This is a genomic window from Williamsia sp. (assembly GCF_016462415.1).
Taxonomy (GTDB): Bacteria; Actinomycetota; Actinomycetes; order Mycobacteriales; family Mycobacteriaceae; genus Williamsia_A.
Window position 1 is genome coordinate 1 of sequence record NZ_JAEMTF010000035.1, and the last position, 16,857, is coordinate 16,857.

Genomic DNA, 16,857 nt, shown 5'->3' on the forward strand with positions numbered 1-16,857 from the left:
GGTCCGGTCGCAAGCGATTCACCGAGGTCGGTCAACTTGTACACGGCCCCGTCGTCAACCTTCTCGAGGAGACCGAAGTCTCGAAGCCTCCGCAGCGACTCGTGCAACGACTTGTCGCTGATACCGCCGATGGCCGACACGAGGGCGGCACGCCGAGACGGGCCGCTCCTCAGGACGGTCAGGACCACCGCGTCCCACTGATGCGCGATCAGCTCGACACCGAGTCGCACGAAGCAGTCGGCTGCGGCAGGCGACGGTTCGCGCATCGAATTCTCCCGGGTGCTCGTGAGACCTACCGATTGGTAGGTCTCACCACGTTAGCGTTTTCACCGGAGCAGCAACAGACGACGTTGGATCGCCGGAGACATCACCAGGAGACGCCATGACCGACCATCACTCGACCCGATCGACACTCCCCGACGAGAACGTGATCGTCGTGCTCGGGGCGACGGGACAACAGGGCGGATCGGTCGCCTCAGCTCTACGAGACGCCGGGTGGAGGGTTCGTGCTGTGGTGCGCGACCCATCGAGTGCGTCGGCCCGACAGCTCGCCGCCGCCGGGATCGAGACTGTCACCGGCGACCTCGCCGATCCGACATCGCTGCGATCCGCGTTCGTCGGTGCGCACGGGGTGTTCAGTGTCCAACCCAGCTCGGGACAGGCCAACACCGAGATGACCGACGACGACGAGGTGGCCTGGGGTATCTCGGTCGCCGACCTCGCCCGGGACGCCGGTGTCGAGCATTTCGTCTACAGCTCGGCGATCGCAGCGGGGTCGACGCCGACCGGAATCGGCCACTTCGACAGCAAAAGTCGCGTCGAGGCACACATCCGGGGCCTCGACATCCCGAGCACGATCGTCCGGCCCGCCAGCTTCATGGAGATCCTGCTGCTCCCCGGGATGGGACTGGCCGACGGGCAGTTCTCATTTCTCATGCGGAACGACCAAGCGGTGCAGGTCGTCGCGGTGCGCGACATCGGTCTCGTCGCAGCCGAGATCTTCGGCTCGCCTGCGTCTTTCGTCGGCCGCACCATAGATCTCGCCGGCGACTCGCTCACCGGCGATGAGCTGGCACATCACCTCGGCACCACATTGGGTCGCCCGATCTCCTACCACCGGATCCCTGACGACGTTCTGAGGGAGAACGATCTGTTGGGAAGACTGGCGGCCGCGGTGGACGACGGCAGGTTGGCCGGACGCGCCGACCTGCCGGCGCTTCACGAGACTTTCCCATTCCTGCTCCGCTTCGATGAATGGTTGGCCGGCCTCGACGCCGAGACCCTCACCGCAGCAACGCAATCATCACCCGGTGGTATCGCGCTGCGCTGATCAGCTACCCACCCGCCCCCTCCGGCGACTCTGACGAAGCAGCGCCTCGACCTGTTCGACCACCAGGTCCGGTCGGGAGATGAACGGATGGTGCCCCGTGGGCAGCTCCACCGAGCGAGTTGCCCGTTGCGCGTGCGAACGCTGCAACGTCGGCGAGGTGCTCCGGTCGTCCGCGCAGACGATGTACGTGGAGTCGACTCCCTGCCATCCGGCGGCGGTGGTGGGTGTCGTGAACGCGCCGACCACCTGAGCGGTCACCCGGTCCCAGGCCTCGCGCTGGATGGTCTCGTCGGCATCGTGGAGGAAGCGGTCACCGAACGACGCTGCGTCGTAACCGGATACGCCGATCATGCCGTCGCCGGTGTCGGCGACGGTGACCGGATCGACCTCGGTACTCATGATCGCGCCCTGGGACGCACACACGTCGGGCAGATACGACGACACATACAGCAGGTGGGCCACGGCAGGATGCGAGCCCGCCTCGGCGATGACGGTGCCCCCGTATGAATGGCCGACGACGATCGCCGAATCGACGTCGTCGAGAACTCGGCGCAATGCGGCGGCGTCGGCGGCCAACCCTCCGCGCGCCTCCTCGGGTGTGGTCTCACCACAGGACGGCAGCGCCACCGACCGACTCTCGACACCGGCGCGCTCTCGCAAGAGGCTCGCGGTCGGCTCCCACCACCACTGTCCGTCGCGGACCAACGCACCGTGAACGAAGACGACCTGCATGGACCTCACGGTAGCGACGGAGACGACGTCGTCGGCCGCAGAGCGTGCCACCTACGCGCTCAGCGAATTCAATCAATGATTGAAACGCTGATTGACACGTGTTCTACTGGTTCCGTGGAGCAAACCAAGGCCGACCCGCGAGCACGATTGCTGACCGCGGCCGAGTCGTTGTTACTCGAATCCGGATTCGACAGCGTGTCGATCCGGGCCGTGTGCGCGGCCGCCGAGATGAATCCGGCCGCGGTGCACTACCACTTCGGTTCCAAGGAACGGCTGATCGCAGCGTTGCTGGAGTCCCGCATCGGTCCCGCCTGGTTCGAGCCGGTCGCGCGTCTCCACGCCGAATCCGTCGACGTCCGCGACATCGTCGACGCGGTGGTCGGACCTCTGGTGACCATGGCCGCCGACCCCACCGGGCGCCTCTACCTGCACCTGCTGGCGCGGCTGGTACTGGGCCGGTATGAGCTCGACTGGAGTGATCGGTGGTTCAGCCTCGATCCGTTCGTGGAGTTGCTGCAGCACAACGTCCCCGGGTTGTCGACGACCGCGGCGCGACAGCGATGGGCCATGAGCTTCGAGCTGATCCTGGGACAGTTCGGCGACCCGCTCGCCGGCGACCGGACGCTGTCACCGGTTCAGGTCGAGACACTGTGCCGCTTCGTCACCGCGGGACTCTCCGACGAGGTGGTCGAGGCATGAGCAGCGTCTTCGAACCGACGACTCTCGGACCGGTCCGGTTGCGCAACAAGATCATCAAGGCCGCGACCTTCGAGGGGCGCACCCCCGATGCGCTCGTCACCGACGACCTCATCGCCTACCACCGCGCTCCGGCGGCGGGCGGGGTCGCGATGACCACCGTGGCGTACTGCGCCGTGACACCCGGCGGACGCACCGATCGCCACCAGATCTGGATGCGACCCGACGCGGTCCCGGGACTGCAACGCCTGACCGACGCCGTCCACGCCGAGGGTGCGGCGGTCAGCGCGCAGATCGGACACGCCGGGCCGGTCGCGAACGCTGCGTCGAACCGGGCGCCCGCACTGTCGCCGACCCGCCTGCTGAGTCCGCTCAGCATGCGGATGACCCACAGACCCGACGCAGGTGAGCTCCGGGACATCGTCCGCGCGCACGCCGACGCCGCCGGCTTCGCCGAGTCCGCCGGATTCGACGCGGTCGAGATCCACTGCGGGCACAACTACTTGGCGAGTTCCTTTCTCAGTCCACTGCTCAACCATCGTCGCGACGAGTACGGCGGATCGTTGATCAACCGGGCTCGTCTCGCGCGCGAGATCACCAGGGCTGTCCGAGACCGCGTCGGCGACCGCATGGCGGTCACCGTCAAACTCGGCATGGAGGACGGGGTCTCGTCCGGGCTGCAGCTCGACGAGAGCCTTCAGGTCGCACGGTGGATCCAGGACGACGGCGCCGCCGATGCCCTCGAGCTCACCGCGGGGAGTTCATTGCTCAACCCCATGTACCTCTTCCGCGGCGACGCGCCGAGGAAGTCGTTCGCGAAGGCCTTCCCGCCGCCGATGGGGTGGGCGATGCGGTTGGCCGGGCCGTTCCTGCGTGAATACCCCTATCGCGAAGCGTTTCTCCTCGACCTCGCCCGTCAGTTCCGACACGAGCTGACCATGCCACTGATCCTGCTCGGCGGGATCACGACGACGGACACAATGCAGCTCGCGATGGACGAGGGGTTCGAGTTCGTGGCCATGGCGCGAGCCCTGCTCCGGCAGCCCGATCTGATCAATCGCCTCCAGGCCGAGAGCACGACCCGCTCCCTGTGCACGCACTGCAACGAGTGCATGCCCACCATCTACTCGCGTACGCACTGCATCCTCGCCGCGGACACCGCCGCCGCCCGATGATCGGGACCGTTTTGATCACCGGGGCGGGCGGAGGACTCGGCGGCGCGACCGCCACCCTGTTCGCCGAGCGCGGCTGGACGGTGCTGGCAGCAGACCTCACGAAGCCGTCGGCCACACCCGGGGTCATCCCCCTCGAGATCGATGTCACCGACACGGAATCCGTCCGAGCCGCGGTGGCGGAGGCAGAGCACCACGCGCCGGGTGGACTCGATGCCGTCGTCACCTTCGCCGGCATCATGCGCGTGGGTTCCGTGGTCGAGATCGACGAAGAAGAACTCAGGCAGCTGATCGACGTCAACCTGCTCGGCACGTATCGGGTGGTGAAGGCCGCGTTCCCGCTCATCCAGCGGCGACGTGGACGCGTGATCACCATCAGTTCCGAGACCGGTTGGCAGAAAGCACTCATGCTCAACGGGCCGTACGCGATCACCAAGCACGCAGTCGAGGCGTACTCGGACGCGCTCCGTCGGGAGTTGATGTTCCTCGACATCCCCGTCAGCACCATCCGACCCGGCCCCTTCCGGACCGACATGGTCAACGGGATCGACGCCGCGTTCGACCACGCCCGCAGCCACTCCACGCTGTTCCCCGACCTCATCGGACGAGTCGGCGCCCTCGCGGCCAAAGAACAGGCGCGGGCACACGATCCGGCGGTGCTCGCCGATGTCGTGTGGAAGGCAGCCACGACCGCGCGTCCGCGAGCGCACTACTCCGTGCGCGCGGACCTGCGACGGTCACTCCTGCACCACATCCCGAGCCCCGTTGTCGACCGCCTCCTGAAGGCGATGTTCACGACCCGGTGACCGACGTTCCGGTGCGCCGCCCCGTCATCGCCATGTGGGTCTGCTCCGAGCTCATGGCGTCGGCGGGCAGTCGGGTGAAGCCCGCACGGTCGACCTTGATGCCGTCGAGAAAGATGGTGAGGTGGCGTCGGTAAAGCTCCGGGGCGACGGCACGCGAGCTGTGCATGATCGACGAAAGCGCCAGTTGGAGCACGATGATGTCGCTCTGATCGAAGTCCGGTCGCACAACGCCCTCCGCCACGGCTCTCTCGACCAGCTTCGTCAGGAGCGGGGCGATCTCATCGCGTGCGGCGTCGATGCGGTCGAGTCCCAACGCCGGGGCGTTCATCAACTCGTTGAGCCCCCGGTCGCCGAACTGTTTGTCGAGCGACTGCTCGATGAACCGGACCAACCCGACCCAGGCGTCGGGCTCCGCCAGCGCCTCCTCGGCCAGCGCCGCGATGTCGCGGAGCTGCTCCTCGAAAAGGGCGTCGATGACCGCCTCCTTGTTGGCGAACCGTCGGTAGGCGGTCCCGACACCGACACCCGCGCGGTGGGCGATGTCGTTCAGCGTGACCGTCAGGCCACGTTCGGCGAAGAGTTCACCCGCCGCGGCCAGCAGCCGATCACGGTTCTCCGCGGCATCTCGGCGCAGGGTGCCATCGCCTCGGGCGGTCATGAGGAGATCGTACGCCACAAGCGGATACTTGGGATCCGGTTACGTGCTATCGTCGTCGTAAGCGGATATCACCTATCCGCAACCGCGGGCGACACGAAGGAGAATCGGAATGAAGTTCACTCAGAGCGGCGGACAGACCGGGGCCGGCCCCGAGGACTGGTTCACCGGCACCGTTCAGATCGACGGCATCCGCAACAACGACGAGCAATCGGCGGTGGCGTGCGCACACGTGCGTTTCGCACCCGGTGCACGCACCGCCTGGCATCATCACCCGAAGGGTCAGACCCTGTACGTCACCGACGGCATCGGACTGGTCGCCACACGGGACGGTGTCCAGGAGATCCGGCCCGGTGACGTCGTCTACATCGAACCGGGCGAGATCCATTGGCACGGAGCGACGTCCGAGCGGTTCATGGCGCATGTCGCGATCCAGGAGGCCGACGAGCAGGGGGAGGTCGTCACCTGGCTGGAGCATGTCACCGACGATGAGTACCGCGCGCGCTGAACGCGGGTGCCTCGTCGCCGTCATCGACGTGACCTCGCCGAAGGGTGCCCTGACAGGGGCTCCTTCCCGTCGGCCCGGCGCAATACCGTGAGCATCGAGACCCGCTGCCGCCACTCGATGAGGACGACCATGACGAGAAGACTTCTACGAACCCTCCTCCGACCCGGCACGGTCGCACTGTGCGTCGTCGCGCTGACCGCGTGTTCGCAGCGCGACGCCACGGGTGGTGAACCGACCGACACGTCCGCGCCACAGCGCTCGGCGAACCCCGCTGCCGCCGAGGTCGGCTCGGCCGCACGCGAGCGCGCGGACACACCGCAGATCATCATCGCGATCGGAGACCGGACGTTCTCCGGAACCCTCAACGACAGCACGGCGAGCCGTGAACTGCTCGCCCAACTCCCTATGGCGCTCGAACTCTCCGACCACGGGTCGGTCGAGAAGACCGGTGCTCTGCCGGCACGACTCTCCACCGCGGGCTCACCCGACGGTGCCGATCCCGACGTCGGCGACATCGGCTATTACGCACCGTCGAACGACTTCGTCCTCTACTACGGCGATCAGGGCTACTACCCGGGCATCGTGATCCTCGGTCGGATGGACGCCTCCGGACCCGACGTGGTCGGCGGGATGGACGGCGACATCTCGGTGTCCGTGACCCGGGCCGGGTGACGCCTCCGTCAGGGATGTGACGTCGGATCGGTCACGGCCGGAAGCGGATTGACCGTCGGCGGCGTGGATTCGCGCTCGACACCGCCGGCCACGGCGCGATCGGGCAGCCAGATGACGAAGGTGCTCCCGACGCCCAGTTCGCTGAACAGCGTCATGCGCCCCTCATGGCTCTCGACGATCTGCCGGGCGATGGTCAGACCCAGACCACTGCCGCGCCGCCGGGTCTCGGACTGCTCACCGTTGCTCGCGCGGCGGAAGCGCTCGAACACCATCTGCTGCTCTGCCCCAGCGATCCCCGGTCCGGCGTCGCGGACCGCGGTCCACGACCAGCCGGCCTGACTCCCGACCGCGACGGTGATCGTCGATCCGCCGGGCGCCAACCGAATCGCGTTCGACATCAGGTTGCCGATGGCCCGCCCCAGGGATTCCGGCTCGGCATAGACGACCGGTCCGGTCGGGGCGCGTACCACCAGATCCAGGGAGCGTTCCTCCGCAGGAAACCGGTACTCCTCGGCGGTGTCGGCGACGAGGCCCGCCAGATCGAGCTCGTGATCGGTGAATGCTCCCGACCGGCGTCGCGCCGTGGCCAGGAGATCCTCGAGCAGTCTCGTCATCCGCGCGGTGGCGCGGGTGATGATCGCCATCGCATCGGCGCGCTCGGCGGCGCTCGACTGTTCGTCGGCCAACACCGCCTCCACGTTCGCCTGGATGACGGCGACGGGGTTGCGCAACTCGTGACTCACGTCCTCGACGAGGTTTCGCTCGGTACGAAAGGCCGTCTCCAACCGGTTCAGCATGTGGTCGATGGTGTCGGCGAGGGTCGTGAGCTCGTCGGACGGTCCGGACGCACCGATGCGGCGAGACAGATCGGTCGCGGTGATCTCGCGGGCGGTGTCGGTGATCCGCCCGATCGGCCGCAAGAGACGACCGGCGACGAACCAACCGATCAACAGACTGAGCAGGAAGATCACCACCAACGCCACGGCGGATGCGTTGCGCAACGTGTCGAGGGTGTTCTGGTTGACCGCTTTCTGGACGCTCTCGAGATCGGCAGCCCTGAACTGTTCCCCGGACTTGTATTGGATTGTCCCACCGGCAGTCTTGGTGAACTTCTTGACCGTGACCTCGTCGAGTGGGCCGGCCTCGATGGTGTGCGACAACGTCAGGTACACGGCCGCGAGGATCGCGGCGGTCACGATGAACAGCAGCGCCGAGGTGAACAACGCGAGTCGTACCCGGATGGTTCGCACCCACCCGGGGCGGGCGGTCACGCGGTCTTCCGCAACCGGTAACCGCGCCCGATCATGGTCTCGATCGCCGGCGTCTCGGAACCGACGCTGAGCTTGCGCCGCAGCGTCCCCACCGTGACCCGGACGGTCTGTGTGAACGGGTCGGCGTTCTCGTCCCAGACGTGGCGGAGCAACTCCTCGGCGGAGATCAGGTGGTCGGGCTTGCTCATCAGGTACCGCAGCACCGCGAACTCCTTGAGCGTCAGACCCACCTCCCGACCACCCCGGTGCACGAGCTGCCGGGCGGGGTCGAGGGTGATGTCGCCGACCGTGGACACCGTCGAGGGGCGCACCACCTCGCGACGCAGGAGCGCGCGGATCCTGGCTGAGAGTTCCGCCAGCGCAAAGGGTTTGACGACGTAGTCATCGGCGCCCACGTCGAGCCCGCGCACGCGGTCCGGTAGTCCACCGCGGGCGGTGAGCATGAGCACGCGCACGTCAGGCCCGGACTCGCTGGGCACCAGGCCTTCTCGGACGCGCTGGGCGAGCGTGAAACCGTCACCGTCGGGCAGGTTCACGTCGAGCAGGACGAGATCGTAGGCGTGCACGGCGAGCTTGGCGTACGCGTCGGCACACGTCAGCGAGACGTCGACGGCGTACCCCTCACGCCGCAGACCGATGCTCAGCGCGCTGACCAACCCCTCCTCGTCCTCCACGATCAACAACCTCATGACACCCCACGATAGCGGGGCTCACCAGCCTCGACGACTGCCCTTTCGGTCGCCTTTCGGTGGCTTTTCCACTGGTTTTCGCATGTCGCGGGTCCACTGGGGATCACAGCGTCAGCCGCCCGCCCGGCAATCCTCGAGGAGCCCGAAGATGAACGACCACCTGACCAGCACGTCCATAGCGACCGCGGTCGATCCGCCGGTGGCCGCGGGAGCCCGGGTCGAGCGCGCGCTGTTCGAGGTCAAGCGCGTCGTGGTCGGCCAGGACGCGATGGTCGAACGGATGCTCGTGGGCCTGCTGGCCCGCGGCCATGTGCTCCTCGAAGGTGTTCCCGGAGTGGCCAAGACGCTGGCTGTCCGCACCCTTGCCGAGGTCGTCGGTGGAGAGTTCCGCCGGCTGCAGTTCACCCCCGACCTGATGCCCGGCGACATTGTCGGCACCCGGGTGTGGCGGCCGTCGACGGAGAGTTTCGACATCGAGCTCGGTCCCGTCTTCGGCAACCTTGTCCTCGCCGACGAGATCAACCGGGCGCCGGCCAAGGTGCAGTCGGCACTGCTGGAGGCGATGGCCGAGAAGCAGGTCAGCATCGGCGGGAGAACCTTCGCCCTCCCCGACCCGTTCCTCGTCCTCGCCACGCAGAACCCCATCGAGACCGACGGCGTGTACCGACTGCCCGAAGCGCAGCGCGACCGTTTCCTGCTCAAGGTCGACGTCGGCCACCCCAGCGAACTGGAGGAGATGGCGATCATCTCGCGGATGGGCATCGCGGCGCCGCGGGCGTCGACGATCCTGGCGCTCGACGACGTCATCGAGCTGCAGGCGGCGGCCGCGTCGGTGTTCGTGCACCACGCGATCGAGAACTACATCGTCCGGCTGGTGATGGCCACCCGCACGCCCGCCGAGTACGGACTCCCCGGCCTGGTCGGCGCCCTGGAGTACGGCGTCAGCCCCCGAGGATCGCTGGGGTTGCTGGCCGCGTCGCGCGCGCTGGCGCTGATCCGCGGGCGTGACTACGTTCTGCCGGGCGATGTGGCCGACCTCGCGGGCGACGTCCTGGCGCACCGGTTGGTGCTGACATTCGACGCCTCGGCCGACGACATCGACGCCCGGGACCTGATCGACCTGGTGGTGCGCGCTGTTCCCGCGCCGCGGATCGCGCCGCACGAGGACGACGCCGAAGAGCGTCTGGCGTGAGTCTCGCCGCCTTCCACAGTCTCGAACTGCAGGTCCGGCGCCGGGTCTCCGGGCTGATGTACGGCGACAACGAGGGCATCCGGCTGGGTCCGGGCAGCGTCGCCGAAGAAGTCGTCCGGTACCAGCCCGGCGACGACGTCCGCCGGATCGACTGGAACGTGACCGCCCGGTCGATGGACTCGTACGTCTGGCGACCGCGCGCGGACCACGAACTCGAGACCTGGGTGCTCCTCGACGAGACGCCGAGCATGGCGTTCGGCACCGATGTCACCGAGAAGGGGGATCTCGCCGCCCAGGTCGCCGGCGCGATCGGACTCCTCACCGACGGACCCGGAAACCGCATGGGGATCGCACGCCTGACCGTCGACGGCATGGCCTATTCCCGCCCGCTGGCGTCACGGAAGGCCGCACGACGCGCCGTCGTGACACCCGACCGGCCGGCACGGGACGGGGTCGCCGAGGTGGACCTGACCACCGGGCTCGACGAACTGTCCCGTCGCGCACGACGTCCCGGGTTGCGCATCGTCGTCTCCGACCTACTCGGTGCCGATGGCACGATCGAGCGGCCCTTCGCGTGGGAACGGGCGCTGCGGCGTATGGCCGTGCGCAATCAGGTGGTCGTCGTCGAGATCATCGACCCCCGCGACCTGTCACTCCCCGACGTCGGTCACCTCGTGCTCGTCGACCCAGAGTCCGGTCGTCAACGGGAGATCTCGACCTCGGATCGACGGACACGAGCCGCCTTCGACTCTGCCGCACAGCAATTCCGAATCGACACCACCGACGCCGTGCGCGCGGCGGGGTGCCAACACGTCGTACTGCGAACCGACCAGGACTGGCTGCTCGGACTCGCCCGATTCGTCCAGAGGTGGAACCGCTCATGACCTTCATCAGCCCGCTGGGTCTTCTTCTCCTCGTACCGGTGGCCGCCATCGCTGTCGCCTACGTGGTGTTGCTGCGGCGGCGACGCCGATACGCGGTGCGTTTCGCCGCGTTGCCGATGCTCGAGAAGGTGGTCCCCCGGCGACCCGCATGGCGTCGCCATCTGCCCACCGCCGCCATTGTTCTCGCGTTCGCCGCGTTGTCGATGGCGATCGCGCGACCCGAGATCGCGTTCCAGATCCCCCGCGAACGCGCCACCGTGATGGTGGCCATCGACACGTCGGCCTCCATGCAGGCCACCGATGTCTCACCGTCGCGGATGGCCGCGGCGATCGATGCCGCATCAGACTTCATCGACGACCTGCCCACCACCTTCAACGTGGGCGTCGTGGCCTTCGCCGGTACCGCCGATCTCGTCTCGCCGCCGAGCACCGACCGCGCGGCCGCCACGGCGAGTCTTCGCTCCCTGGGAGTGTCGAGCGCCACGGCGGTCGGCGAAGCGGTCTTCTCCTCCCTCGATGCGATCGCGTCCATCGACCAGCGCCTCGACACCGACGACGAATCGACACCCGACGAGGTGGTACCGGGACGGATCGTCCTGCTCTCCGACGGGTCGAACACGGTGGGCCGCAGTCCCGCCGAGGCCGCTCTGGCGAGTGTGGCCGCCGAGGTGGAGGTGTCGACGATCGCCTACGGCACACCCGACGGGGTCCTCGGCACCGGCGGGTTCGACGTGCCGGTTCCGGTCGACACCACGACGCTCGAACGACTGGCCGACGACACCGGCGGTCAGGCGTACACGGCGCAGAGCAGCGGGGAGCTCGAGGACGTCTACCGCGACATCGGATCGTCGATCGGCTATCGCACGGAGATCCGGGAGGTCACGACGTGGTTCGCGGTTTCCGGACTCCTCCTCGGTCTCGCCGCGGCGGCGATGTCGCTGCGCTGGTTCTCCCGGTTGATCTGACCGTTCACCTCCCACCCACAGACCGAGGACTGCAGTGATCCACACACGACCCCCCGGGTACCGACCCGACTTCCTTCCACCCGATCCCACGTCACCGACACCGGTGCCCACAGGTCACCGTCCCACACCGCCCGCGACGGGGTTCCGACCACCATCCCCGCTGTCACCTCCACCGGTCGCGGTGCCCATCGAGGACGCGAAACCGCCCCGGGGCCGCCGCCGAGGCACCGCCCTGGTCGCGACATGCGTTGTGCTCAGCGTGCTCGCCGGGACCGGTACGGCGTACGTCCTCGAGCAGACGGGTATCGGACCCACCGGCGATTCGACGCAGGTCGCCGACACCGGCACGGGGCCGGCCGCAACCGAGCTCGCCGCCGGCCGGATCGTGCCGAGTGTGGTGCAGGTGACCGCGGGCCGTTCGGCCGGATCGGGGTTCGCGATCGACTCCATGGGCCACGTGATCACCAATCATCACGTGATCGAGGGGCAGGACTCGGTCACGCTGCGGTTGTCGACGGGGCGACAGGTCCCGGCGCGAGTGATCGGAAGCGACCCCGCCGCCGACATCGCCGTTCTCGAGATCCGCGGTTCGGCACCCGCTGCAGCACGGCTCGGCACCGGGGTACCGCTGCGGACCGGCGAATCGGTGTTGGCCGTCGGATCCCCCCTGGGTCTGAGCGGAACCGTCACGGCAGGCATCGTGAGCGCGGTCGACCGCCGACAGACGACGGTCGGGGCCGGCGGGATGATCCAGACCGACGCCTCGATCAACCCCGGCAACTCCGGTGGGCCACTGGTCAATCTCGACGGCGAGGTCGTCGGCGTCAACACCGCCATCGCCACCTACGGCGGACAACGATCCGGCAACATCGGGATCGGCTTCTCCGTACCCATCGATCGCGCCATGCAGGTGGCCAACCGAATCATCGCCGAGAACTGACGAGTCACCCGTCCAGATCGAACCTCTCGCGCTCGCGACGACCATGGGTGAGACGGCGTAGATCGGTCTCCGAGTCGAAGCTGGAACCGACACCGCCGGCGACCACGCCCATGGTCGAGCTGAGCCACGCCAGGTTGACGTAGTCCGAGACACCGACCGGCCGGCCGAGTATCAGCGCCATGAACTGTGGATCGATCAACGCCGCCCCGCCGAGGAGGATGGCCACGAACAGGGTCGCGTACAACGTGAGCACGCAGACGAACAGGGTCGCCAGGGTCGACATGTTGTAGAGGAAAGTGACCTGGGCGTAACGGGTTTGGGCGGTCCGATCCCAGAGGCCGTTGCTCAACACCAACCACCCCATCAAGATGATGATGGCCAGGAACGTGAACAGCAGCAACCGCCACGAGGGCAGGTACGACGCCATCTGCCAGATGGAGTTGTAGAAGATGCCGAACGCTCCCGCGGCGGCCGCCGCGGCCAGCGCACTCGACAACCGGGGCACCGTCCGTAACGGCTCGTTGGTCGAGATCATGCCCAGAACGGTTCGCAGCCAGGAGAACACCGTCAGCGCATACAGCTGAGACGGCCCCGATTCCGGGATCTTCCACCGGCTCCCGCGGAACGGGATCCGCCTGCGTTCAGGTGTCGCGGGATCGCAGAGCATGCGAGCGGACTGGTTCAGCGCGATACGCAGCCGCCGTTTGGTCGCCCACGCACCCAGCGTCGGGCTAGAGATCACGGCGAGCCGCGCATCGACGAACACCTCGGAGATCAACGGTTGTCTCGGTGTGTAGCGCGGGATCTCGGTGACCACGACGATCGCGTGCGGGTCGGGACCCGGCGCTGCGGTCCGAGCCCGCACGTAGTCGATCGTGTCGTCGGGACGAAGACGAACCAGGTGCACGCTCTGGATCACCGACACCGGCCGACCCAACAGCTCGGCCAGTTCCGGCTCCAGCGTCGGCACGACGGCGGCGACCCGGCGGGACACGATCCCGGGGTCGCTGACGATCAACACCGTCACCGGGGCATGGTCGACCGAGTCGGTCGAATCGATCAGTGCTGCCATCGGCGATGAATCTCCGTGTCGTGGTGGTCGGCCCTCAGGGACGAAACATAGCCGACACGACGCCCGCGTCACCCCCGAGGGAAAGTCACCCGCGTCAACTCCTCCGACGTCCGCCAGATGCGCTCGGCCTGATCTGCACCGGTCAGGCGTGCGTACATCTTCTGTTGACCGGGCCGGCCACCCAGATGGCCGAGCCCGCCGGGGCCGTAGAACGCGCCACTCTCGGCATCAGGCGCCGTCGCGGCGAACAGCGCGGGCAGTGCCGCGGAGTCGACGGTGCCGACGAGGATTCCGCGCGCCGAGAGCAGACGGATCACCCTGCGGCCCATGGTGTCGCGGTCACGGTCGAGCTCGGGACGCGCGGCCAGCAGGTTGGTGGGTGCGACCCCAGGGTGCGACAGGTAGCTGGTCAGGCCCCAGCCGCCGGCTCTGCTGCGGCGATCGAGCTCGACCCCGAACAGTCCCATCGCGATCTTCGACTGGCTGTAGGCGCGCATCCCGTCGTACGAGCGTTCCCAGTTCAGGTCGTCGTCGTTGATCGCCCCACTGTTGGCCGCGACGCTGATCTGCGAGACGACCCGCGCGCGTCCGGCGCGCAGGAGCGGAAGCAGGTGTGCCACCAGGGCGAAATGCCCCAGGTGGTTGGTGCCGAACTGGAGCTCGAACCCGTCGGAGGTGACCTGACGGTCGGGCGGGGTCATCACACCGGCGTTGTTGATCAGGATGTCGATGGCCCTGCCTTCGTCGGCGAGGGTCGCACCCAGCGCGGCGACCGAGCTCAGCGACGACAGGTCGAGGAAGCGCAGGGAGACACGGGCCTCGGGGACCGCCTCGCCGATCGCGGCGAGCGCTGCGTCGCCCTTCGTCTGGTTGCGCACGGGCACGATGACCTCGGCGCCCGCCGCGGCCAGTCGGGTCGCGAGTACCAGTCCGATCCCGTCGCTCGCGCCGGTGACGACTGCACGTTGTCCGGACAGGTCGGGGACATCGATGTCGATCTGCTTGCGGGCCATGTTCCACTCCTGGAGTTCGTCGGGTGTCGTCCACAGTGACCCGTCCACACGGCGATAGGCAGGGCCTGACGATCCACTGTTGTCGGAGGCGAGGCAGCGGCGCGGACGCCGCCTGAGGGGGATCGACAGGCCATGGCTCGGGCGGAGGGTGAACGGTAGGAATACACATGACACTCGAGGAGGCACCGATGACGATCGACCGAGATGGGCTCGCCGAGTTCCTCCGGCTCCGCCGCGAAGCCCTGCAACCCGAGGACGTGGGCATCCCACGCGGGCAACGCCGCCGGACGAGTGGACTACGCCGCGAGGAGGTCGCCGCGTTGTGTCACATGTCGACCGACTACTACTCCCGGCTCGAGCGGACGCGCGGCCCGCATCCGTCCACGCAGATGATCGCCTCGATTGCACAGGGGCTGCACCTGTCTCGCGTGGAGCGCGATCACCTGTTCCGTCTGGCCGGACACCAGCCACCGACGCAGGGAACAGTCGGCGACCACGTCAACCCCGGGCTCATGCGCATCCTCGACCGTCTGCAGGACACGCCAGCCGAGATAGTCACCGAGCTGGGCGAGACCCTGCGGCAGACGGATCTCGGTGTGGCGCTCGTCGGCGACCTCACGCGGTACAGCGGCAACGCCCGCAGCATCGGCTACCGATGGTTCACCGACCCCGACAGCCGCTCCATCTACCACCCCGACGATCACGCGTTCCTCACCCGGATGTGGGTGTCCGGCCTGCGCGAGATGGTGACACTGCGCGGGGCGGGTTCACGCGCAGCCCACCTCGCCGAGCTGCTGCTCGACGAGAGCGACGAGTTCCGTCGGACGTGGAACACCCATGAGGTGGGCGTCCGCCCCACCGAGACGAAACGGTTCGTACACCCGGAACTCGGCACGCTGGAGCTCACCTGTCAGACCCTGCTCGACCCGGCCCAGTCGCACCACCTGCTGGTGTACACGGCCACCCCCGGCACCGAGTCCCACGAGAAATTGCAGCTGCTCTCGGTCATCGGGTCGCAGACGATGCGCGTCTCGCCGACTCCGACGGACGGTCCATAGACGACGAGACCAATCGCTCACCACCGCCGCGCCGCAAACAGGGCAGACTCGGATGGTCGGGCCGACACGGCACGATCGAACGCGAGGAGTTCCATGAAGGTGTTGGTCACCGGTGCATCCGGATACGTCGGCGGTCGTCTGGTCCCGCGTCTGCTCGCCGACGGGCACGACATCCGCGTCACCACGAGCAGTCCCGATTCCACCATCACCGCGTGGTGGGCCGAGAAGGTCGATTCGGTGACGATGGACGTTCTCGACTCCGATCAGGTCGTGGCGGCCACCGAGGGCATCGAGGCCGTGTTCTACCTGATCCACGGCATGGGCGACGGCGACGACTTCGCCGAGACCGACCGTGAGGCCGCGACCAACATGACCGCGGCGATCGACCAACACGGCATTCCCAAGGTCGTCTACCTGACCGGCATCGTTCCCGATGTCGAGTCCGACGACCTCTCCGAACACATCTCGTCGCGCCTGGAGGTCGAGAACATCCTCGAAGGGTCGTCGGCGACAGCCGTCGCACTCCGCGCCGCGATCATCCTCGGCAGCGGGTCGACGTCGTTCGAACTCATCCGCCAGGTCAGTGAACGCCTACCCGTCCAGACCGTGCCCAGCTGGATGGACTCACAGGTCCAGCCCATCGCCGTCACCGACGTGCTGGACGCGCTGGCCGGCGCCCTCGACCCGGACGTCCCCGGTGGGCACTACGACATCGGTGGAGCCGAGACGATGGCGTACTCCGTCCTCCTCGACACGTACACCACGATCGCCGGACTCACCCGTCCGCAGGTGAGCGTTCCGTTGCTGCCCACGACACTCGTCGGCGAGATGGTCGCCGCTCTGACCGACGTCCCGTCGTCGACGGTCACCGCGCTCGTCGAGAGCCTGCACCACGACATGGTCTGTCACGACACGACTTTCCTGGGCACACTCCTGCCGGCCGGATACAGCCTGACAACGACCGAGGATGCGATCACCCGCGCCCTGGCCGATCCTGCAGCCGACCCCGCCCACGCGGACCCGATCGGCCCCATGCCGCACGACCCCGACTGGGCCGGCGGCGGCAGCCACACCCCCATCCGCTCGAAGATCTCGGCGGTCATCGACAAGCTGACCCCCGGCAGCTGACGCCCGCGTCCCAAAACGGGGTGTTCCTGGCGCGAAACGGGGGGCGCGGACTCGGCGAACCCTGCGAGCCTTCT

Annotated in this window: 19 protein-coding genes; 12 read left to right on the forward strand and 7 right to left on the reverse strand. The window is 67.8% G+C overall.

Annotation, left to right across the window (positions count from 1 at the left end; translation table 11 throughout):
- Positions 1 to 266: winged helix-turn-helix transcriptional regulator (locus tag JHC79_RS10660; RefSeq protein WP_296390454.1), on the reverse strand; the 266-nt coding region annotated here is incomplete at its 3' end.
- A 116-nt stretch (positions 267 to 382) separates the two neighbouring features.
- Here JHC79_RS10660 and JHC79_RS10665 point away from each other — a divergent pair.
- On the forward strand, positions 383 to 1,330 hold the full coding sequence (locus JHC79_RS10665) for an NmrA/HSCARG family protein (protein WP_296390456.1): 948 nt from the start codon (positions 383 to 385) through the stop codon (positions 1,328 to 1,330).
- Here the strand turns inward: JHC79_RS10665 and JHC79_RS10670 are convergent, their stop codons facing one another.
- Complete coding sequence (locus JHC79_RS10670; protein WP_296390458.1) at positions 1,331 to 2,062, reverse strand: alpha/beta hydrolase; 732 nt, start codon at positions 2,060 to 2,062, stop codon at positions 1,331 to 1,333.
- Between the two features lie 114 nt (positions 2,063 to 2,176).
- Here JHC79_RS10670 and JHC79_RS10675 point away from each other — a divergent pair, with 114 nt between their 5' ends.
- Genes JHC79_RS10675 through JHC79_RS10685 form a run of 3 tightly spaced genes read left to right on the forward strand, consistent with a single transcriptional unit; the run spans position 2,177 to position 4,736 of the window.
- A complete protein-coding gene (locus JHC79_RS10675; RefSeq protein WP_296390460.1) occupies positions 2,177 to 2,761 on the forward strand; it encodes a TetR/AcrR family transcriptional regulator in 585 nt (194 codons plus the stop codon).
- Positions 2,758 to 3,933 (forward strand): NADH:flavin oxidoreductase, encoded by a 1,176-nt coding sequence (locus tag JHC79_RS10680; protein ID WP_296390462.1) that lies wholly within the window; start codon positions 2,758 to 2,760, stop codon positions 3,931 to 3,933. Before JHC79_RS10675 ends, JHC79_RS10680 begins: the two co-directional genes overlap by 4 nt.
- Positions 3,930 to 4,736 carry an SDR family NAD(P)-dependent oxidoreductase gene (locus JHC79_RS10685; protein ID WP_296390464.1) on the forward strand — a complete coding sequence of 269 codons (807 nt, stop codon included), beginning with the start codon at positions 3,930 to 3,932 and terminating at the stop codon, positions 4,734 to 4,736. The genes JHC79_RS10680 and JHC79_RS10685 overlap by 4 nt, the downstream gene beginning before the upstream one ends.
- On the opposite strand, the gene JHC79_RS10690 is transcribed toward JHC79_RS10685, so the two are convergent.
- Positions 4,723 to 5,394: a TetR/AcrR family transcriptional regulator gene (locus JHC79_RS10690; RefSeq protein ID WP_296390466.1), complete on the reverse strand. Its 672-nt coding sequence runs from the start codon at positions 5,392 to 5,394 to the stop codon at positions 4,723 to 4,725. The two genes, JHC79_RS10685 and JHC79_RS10690, sit on opposite strands and share 14 nt — an antisense overlap.
- A 109-nt stretch (positions 5,395 to 5,503) precedes the next feature.
- Between JHC79_RS10690 and JHC79_RS10695 the strand changes: the two genes are divergently transcribed.
- Entirely contained in the window at positions 5,504 to 5,899 is a 396-nt protein-coding gene (locus JHC79_RS10695; RefSeq protein WP_296390468.1) for a cupin domain-containing protein, read from the forward strand.
- Between the two features lie 129 nt (positions 5,900 to 6,028).
- On the forward strand, positions 6,029 to 6,571 hold the full coding sequence (locus JHC79_RS10700) for a cyclophilin-like fold protein (protein ID WP_296390470.1): 543 nt from the start codon (positions 6,029 to 6,031) through the stop codon (positions 6,569 to 6,571).
- 8 nt (positions 6,572 to 6,579) lie between these two features.
- On the opposite strand, the gene JHC79_RS10705 is transcribed toward JHC79_RS10700, so the two are convergent.
- Both JHC79_RS10705 and JHC79_RS10710 read right to left on the reverse strand, forming a co-directional pair.
- On the reverse strand, positions 6,580 to 7,842 hold the full coding sequence (locus tag JHC79_RS10705) for a HAMP domain-containing sensor histidine kinase (protein WP_296390472.1): 1,263 nt from the start codon (positions 7,840 to 7,842) through the stop codon (positions 6,580 to 6,582).
- Positions 7,839 to 8,531 (reverse strand): response regulator transcription factor, encoded by a 693-nt coding sequence (locus JHC79_RS10710; RefSeq protein ID WP_296390474.1) that lies wholly within the window; start codon positions 8,529 to 8,531, stop codon positions 7,839 to 7,841. The genes JHC79_RS10705 and JHC79_RS10710 overlap by 4 nt, the downstream gene beginning before the upstream one ends.
- A 148-nt stretch (positions 8,532 to 8,679) precedes the next feature.
- Here JHC79_RS10710 and JHC79_RS10715 point away from each other — a divergent pair, with 148 nt between their 5' ends.
- From JHC79_RS10715 to JHC79_RS10730, 4 genes are all read left to right on the forward strand, one after another.
- On the forward strand, positions 8,680 to 9,723 hold the full coding sequence (locus JHC79_RS10715; RefSeq protein WP_296390476.1) for an AAA family ATPase: 1,044 nt from the start codon (positions 8,680 to 8,682) through the stop codon (positions 9,721 to 9,723).
- Positions 9,720 to 10,607, forward strand: coding sequence for a DUF58 domain-containing protein (locus tag JHC79_RS10720; RefSeq protein WP_296390479.1), 888 nt, complete (start codon positions 9,720 to 9,722; stop codon positions 10,605 to 10,607). The genes JHC79_RS10715 and JHC79_RS10720 overlap by 4 nt, the downstream gene beginning before the upstream one ends.
- On the forward strand, positions 10,604 to 11,572 hold the full coding sequence (locus JHC79_RS10725) for a VWA domain-containing protein (protein WP_296390480.1): 969 nt from the start codon (positions 10,604 to 10,606) through the stop codon (positions 11,570 to 11,572). The genes JHC79_RS10720 and JHC79_RS10725 overlap by 4 nt, the downstream gene beginning before the upstream one ends.
- Before the next feature lie 259 nt (positions 11,573 to 11,831).
- Positions 11,832 to 12,512, forward strand: coding sequence for a trypsin-like peptidase domain-containing protein (locus JHC79_RS10730; protein ID WP_296390482.1), 681 nt, complete (start codon positions 11,832 to 11,834; stop codon positions 12,510 to 12,512).
- Positions 12,513 to 12,516: 4 nt separating this feature from the next.
- Here JHC79_RS10730 and JHC79_RS10735 read toward each other — a convergent pair whose 3' ends face one another.
- Positions 12,517 to 13,584, reverse strand: coding sequence for a hypothetical protein (locus tag JHC79_RS10735; protein WP_296390484.1), 1,068 nt, complete (start codon positions 13,582 to 13,584; stop codon positions 12,517 to 12,519).
- A gap of 68 nt (positions 13,585 to 13,652) precedes the next feature.
- Positions 13,653 to 14,597 (reverse strand): SDR family oxidoreductase, encoded by a 945-nt coding sequence (locus JHC79_RS10740; RefSeq protein WP_296390535.1) that lies wholly within the window; start codon positions 14,595 to 14,597, stop codon positions 13,653 to 13,655.
- Positions 14,598 to 14,785: 188 nt separating this feature from the next.
- Here JHC79_RS10740 and JHC79_RS10745 point away from each other — a divergent pair, with 188 nt between their 5' ends.
- A complete protein-coding gene (locus JHC79_RS10745) occupies positions 14,786 to 15,655 on the forward strand; it encodes a helix-turn-helix transcriptional regulator (RefSeq protein ID WP_296390486.1) in 870 nt (289 codons plus the stop codon).
- 93 nt (positions 15,656 to 15,748) lie between these two features.
- The gene (locus JHC79_RS10750; protein ID WP_296390488.1) at positions 15,749 to 16,783 is read left to right on the forward strand and encodes an NAD(P)H-binding protein; all 1,035 of its coding nucleotides are present in this window, start codon (positions 15,749 to 15,751) and stop codon (positions 16,781 to 16,783) included.
- Positions 16,784 to 16,857 lie beyond the last annotated feature (74 nt).